This window comes from Isoptericola sp. NPDC057391, from assembly GCF_042668085.1.
Lineage (GTDB): Bacteria > Actinomycetota > Actinomycetes > Actinomycetales > Cellulomonadaceae > Isoptericola.
Genome location: NZ_JBHVBO010000276.1, coordinates 1 through 3,867, shown reverse-complemented (window position 1 = coordinate 3,867; position 3,867 = coordinate 1). Strand labels below are relative to the sequence as shown.

Sequence of the window (3,867 nt, the reverse complement as noted above, 5' to 3'; positions counted from 1 at the left end):
CGACGAAACAGGGCCACGAGCCCACCCACAACGGTCAGGGCGGCGCGTCAGGCGTCGCGGCGCTTCAGCGTGATCGCCGCGGCGACGAGCAGCACCACGGTGTAGCCGACGAGGACGGCGTAGCCCACCCACGGGTCGAGCAGGACGTCCGTCTCGACGCCGCGGGAGATGATCCGCTCGCCGGCGACGCTGGGCAGCAGCTTGTTCACCCAGTCCGTCCACGCGGCGTCGGTGGCCTGCACCACGATGTTGAAGATCAGCGGCACGACGAAGAAGACCGCGACGATCGTGAAGATCGCGCCGGCGCTGTGCCGCATCAGCGTGCCGACGGCGAGGGCGAACGCCGCGACCGTCGCGAGGTAGAGCACGCAGCCGGCCAGCGCGCGCACCTGCTCCGAGTCCGACAGGTCCACGCTCAGCCCGGCGTCCTCGAGCAGGGGCGCCGTCGCCACGTAGGCGATCGCGAGCGCGACGGCGACCACCACGGCGGTGGCGAGCACGATGACGACCAGCTTGGCCCACAGCACGGGCAGCCGGCGGGGCACGGCGGCGAACGTCGAGCGCACGGTGCCGGTGGAGTACTCGCTGGTGACGATGAGCGACGCGAGCACGCCCACCGCCAGCGCGCCGAACGAGTAGCCGAACGTCACGATCGTCGTGCCGGTGAGGCCGATCGCCTGCAGCCCCGGGTCCTGCGACATGCCCTCCGACATCTCGGGGGTGTCGGCGGCCACGCGCATGATGCCGGCCATCATGAGCGCGAGCCCCACCATGACGACGGCCGTGATCACCACGGTCCACACCGTGGAGCGCAGGGTGCGGAACTTGATCCACTCGCCGCGCAGCACGCGGCCGAACGACACGCGGTGCACGACGACGGCCGGTGCGGCGGTCTCGGCGGGTCGTGCGGTGGCGGCGGTCATCGGTGCGCTCCGTCCGTGGTCGTGGAGGCGTCGTCTAGGGCCTCGGCCTGGTACTCGACCGAGTCGGCGGTGAGCTCGAGGTAGGCCTCCTCGAGGGTGGAGGACACGGGGGTGAGCTCGTGCAGGACGACGCCGCCCGCGGCGGCGACCTCGCCCACCCTGGCCGCCTCGACGCCCGTGACCTCGAGGGCGCCGTCGTCGCCCGGGGCCACGTCGCCGCCCTCGCGCCGCAGGGCGTCGGCGAGGTCGGCGGCCTGCGGCGAGCGCACGCGCACGAGGCGGCGGGAGGCGCCGTCGACGAGCTGCTGCACCGGCATGTCGGCGAGGATGCGCCCGCGCCCGATGACGATGACGTGGTCGGCGGTGAGCGCGACCTCGCTCATGAGGTGGCTGGACAGGAACACGGTGCGGCCCTCGCTCGCCAGGAAGCGGGCGAGGTTGCGCACCCACAGCACGCCCTCGGGGTCCAGGCCGTTGACGGGCTCGTCGAGGATGAGGGTGCGCGGGTCGCCCAGCAGCGCCACGGCGATGCCGAGCCGCTGCCCCATCCCGAGGGAGAAGCCGCCCACCCGCTTGCGCGCGACGGCCGCCAGGCCCGTGAGCTCGACCACCTCGTCCACCCGCGCCGGCGCGATCCCGTGGGTGGCGGCGAGCGCCTGCAGGTGCTGGCGGGCCGTCCGCCCGGGGTGCACGGCCTTCGCCTCCAGCAGCGCGCCCACCTCGGCCAGCGGCCGCGCATGCTGGGCGTAGGCGCTCCCGTTCACGGTGACGCGCCCCGCCGTGGGGCGGTCCAGGCCCATGATCATCCGCATCGTGGTGGACTTGCCGGCGCCGTTCGGGCCGAGGAAGCCCGTGACCGTGCCCGGCCGCACGGTGAACGTCACGTCGTCCACCGCGAGCTTCGGTCCGTATCTCTTGGTCAGGCCGTGTGCTTCGATCATGTCGCCCCTGGAGGTCATCTCGGGTGCCGTCGTCATGCCGTCGTCACGGGTGCACAGGTCCTTCCCGAGCCTACGTGCGGGTCGACGCCGCGGCATGGGCAGGGGCCGGGTGATCTCCGCCGACAGGGCATGCTGCGGCCATGGATGCTCGTGACCTGCCCGAGGACCTCGACCTCGCCCTGGCGGCGGCCCTCGCCGGCGCCGACCTGGGGCTGCGGTACTTCGCGCGCGTGCAGGGGCTCGCGCGCGACCACAAGCTCGACGGCTCGGTGGTGACCGAGGCCGACCTCGCGGTCGAGGAACGGGTGCGCGAGGTGCTGCGCGCCGCGCGGCCCGACGACGCGTTCCTGGGCGAGGAGACGGGCGAGCTCGGCGCGGGGCGCCGGCGATGGGTCCTCGACGGCATCGACGGGACGCTCGTGTTCGTCGAGGGCGACGACCGGTGGCAGACCCTGATCGCGCTCGAGGAGGGCGGCGAGGTGACCGTCGGCGTCGCGATCCTGCCCGCGCAGGGACAGGTCTGGTACGCGGCCCGCGGCCGGGGCGCGTTCGTCGCGGACGTCGTCGACGGTCGCGTGACCGGCGCGCGGCGCCTGCGCGTCGGCGCACCGCCGGGGTCGCTCGGTTCGGCGCGGACGGCGGTGCTGCCCCCAGTGGCCATGGTGCCCGAGCGGTACCGGGGCGAGGTCGACCGGCTCGCCAGCGCCGTCGACGTGGCCGACTGGCGCGTGCACGGCGCCCTGCTGGTCGCGGCCGGCGAGCTCGACCTCGCGGTCCAGGTGGGCGGCATGGTGTGGGACTACGCGCCGCTGTCCCTCGTCGTCACCGAGGCGGGCGGCGTCTTCGGCGGCGACCACGGGCAGCAGCACCCCGTGACCGGGACCGGGCTGTTCGCCGTCGACGAGGCGACGGCGGAGGCCGCGCGCGGCGTCCTCGGAAAGAGTCGCCGACCTGGGAACGTCTGAGGAACGCCGCGCGTTCACTACGATGGATCGCACGGCCAGCGACCCGGCCCTGCGCGCGCGACGACCCGTCGTCGGGCACCCGGCAGCCGCGACCAGGAGGAGTTCATGACCAACCCCGTCTTCTCGAGCAGCGACGTCTTCGGCGAGCCGCGCCGTACCGGGGCTCGCCAGGGGTCCCGCCCCGGCGGCACCACCACCGCGCAGCCGCAGTACGGCGCGTACGGCGCCGGGACCATGGGCGCGCAGGCCGCCGACGCCGCGAGCCTCGACGCCATGTACCAGGCGCCGTCGGCCACCACGGCCGACACCAAGCGCCTCACCTACGACGACGTCATCATCAAGACCGGCGGCCTCCTCGCGCTGCTGGTCGTGGTGGCGGCGGCGACGTGGAACTTCGCCCCGAACCTGTGGCCGATCGGCATGATCGCGGGTCTCGTGCTGGGGCTGGTGAACGCCTTCAAGAAGAAGCCCAGCCCCGCGCTGATCATCGCCTACACGGTGGCCGAGGGCGTGTTCCTCGGTGGCATCTCGATCGCGTTCGCGTCGATCGCCGTCGGCAGCTCGGGCGCCCCGCTCTCCGGGATCGTGCTGCAGGCCGTCGTGGCGACCCTCGCGACGTTCGCCGCCGCGCTGTTCCTGTTCAAGTCCGGCAAGGTGCGCGTCACGCCCAAGTTCACGCGCTGGCTGCTCATCGCCATGGTGGGCTACCTCGTCTTCTCGCTCGTCAACGTCGTCCTGACCTGGACGGGCGTGCTCGACGGCTGGGGCATGCGTGGCGGCGTGATCGGGATCATCGTCGGGCTCGTCGCGGTCGGCCTCGCCGCCGCGTCGCTCATCGTCGACTTCGACTCGATCAAGCGCGGCGTCGAGCAGGGCGTCCCGGCGCAGTTCGCCTGGACGGCGGCCTTCGGGCTCATCGTCACCCTGGTGTGGCTGTACCTGGAGTTCCTGCGCCTGCTGGCGATCTTCCAGAGCGGCGACTGACGCTCCGGCGCGCCACCGGTACGCACGGCCCGACGGCCGGTCACCCCGCGGGGT

4 protein-coding genes are annotated in these 3,867 nt (G+C 73.4%); 2 read left to right on the top strand and 2 right to left on the bottom strand.

The annotated features are described in order from the left end of the window. Positions 1 to 47: 47 nt before the first annotated feature. A complete protein-coding gene (locus ACFUVW_RS20130) occupies positions 48 to 923 on the bottom strand; it encodes an ABC transporter permease subunit (protein ID WP_430573069.1) in 876 nt (291 codons plus the stop codon). After that, positions 920 to 1,864 carry an ABC transporter ATP-binding protein gene (locus tag ACFUVW_RS20125; protein WP_430573068.1) on the bottom strand — a complete coding sequence of 315 codons (945 nt, stop codon included), beginning with the start codon at positions 1,862 to 1,864 and terminating at the stop codon, positions 920 to 922. Before ACFUVW_RS20125 ends, ACFUVW_RS20130 begins: the two co-directional genes overlap by 4 nt. A gap of 140 nt (positions 1,865 to 2,004) precedes the next feature. On the opposite strand from ACFUVW_RS20125, the gene ACFUVW_RS20120 reads away from it, so the two are divergent. Together ACFUVW_RS20120 and ACFUVW_RS20115 are read left to right on the top strand one after the other, a co-directional pair. Next, on the top strand, positions 2,005 to 2,829 hold the full coding sequence (locus tag ACFUVW_RS20120; protein ID WP_430573067.1) for an inositol monophosphatase family protein: 825 nt from the start codon (positions 2,005 to 2,007) through the stop codon (positions 2,827 to 2,829). 105 nt (positions 2,830 to 2,934) lie between these two features. Continuing rightward, complete coding sequence (locus ACFUVW_RS20115; RefSeq protein WP_430573066.1) at positions 2,935 to 3,813, top strand: Bax inhibitor-1/YccA family protein; 879 nt, start codon at positions 2,935 to 2,937, stop codon at positions 3,811 to 3,813. The last annotated feature ends 54 nt before the right edge of the window (positions 3,814 to 3,867 follow it).

Excerpts from the sequence above, each read along its gene's own strand:
- ACFUVW_RS20115 (WP_430573066.1), top strand. The coding sequence starts at position 2,935 with ATGACCAACCCCGTCTTCTCGAGCAGCGACGTCTTCGGCGAGCCGCGC.
- ACFUVW_RS20125 (WP_430573068.1), bottom strand. The coding sequence starts at position 1,864 with ATGATCGAAGCACACGGCCTGACCAAGAGATACGGACCGAAGCTCGCG.
- ACFUVW_RS20130 (WP_430573069.1), bottom strand. The coding sequence starts at position 923 with ATGACCGCCGCCACCGCACGACCCGCCGAGACCGCCGCACCGGCCGTC.
- ACFUVW_RS20120 (WP_430573067.1), top strand. The coding sequence starts at position 2,005 with ATGGATGCTCGTGACCTGCCCGAGGACCTCGACCTCGCCCTGGCGGCG.